The organism is Corynebacterium sp. UMB4614 (assembly GCF_030217065.1).
Lineage (GTDB): Bacteria > Actinomycetota > Actinomycetes > Mycobacteriales > Mycobacteriaceae > Corynebacterium.
Map to the genome: position 1 here is coordinate 1 of NZ_JASONC010000109.1, position 248 is coordinate 248.

Here is a 248-nt window from a genome sequence, read left to right on the forward strand (position 1 = left end):
GGCAATTACCCATCAGTTAAGCAACTTAGCTATAACATTCATGATTATGGTGATGTATTCTTTGCTCCAAATGATTTAATCAATGACTCAAACGCAAATATTGAAGCATGGTTAAACCAACACATTGCACGTAAGAATGTTGTTACCTATAACTCAAAGATTGTTGGTTTACTTCCTAACTCACAAAAGAAGGCTACTATCACTAAGCTTGATGACATTATTGATGCATTAGGTGAATTGGATATGGC

1 protein-coding gene is annotated in these 248 nt (G+C 34.7%); it reads left to right on the plus strand.

Going from position 1 to position 248, the window contains the following annotated elements; translation table 11 throughout:
* On the plus strand, positions 1 to 248 hold a 248-nt coding region (locus QP413_RS10105), incomplete at both ends, for a phage major capsid protein (RefSeq protein ID WP_284781624.1).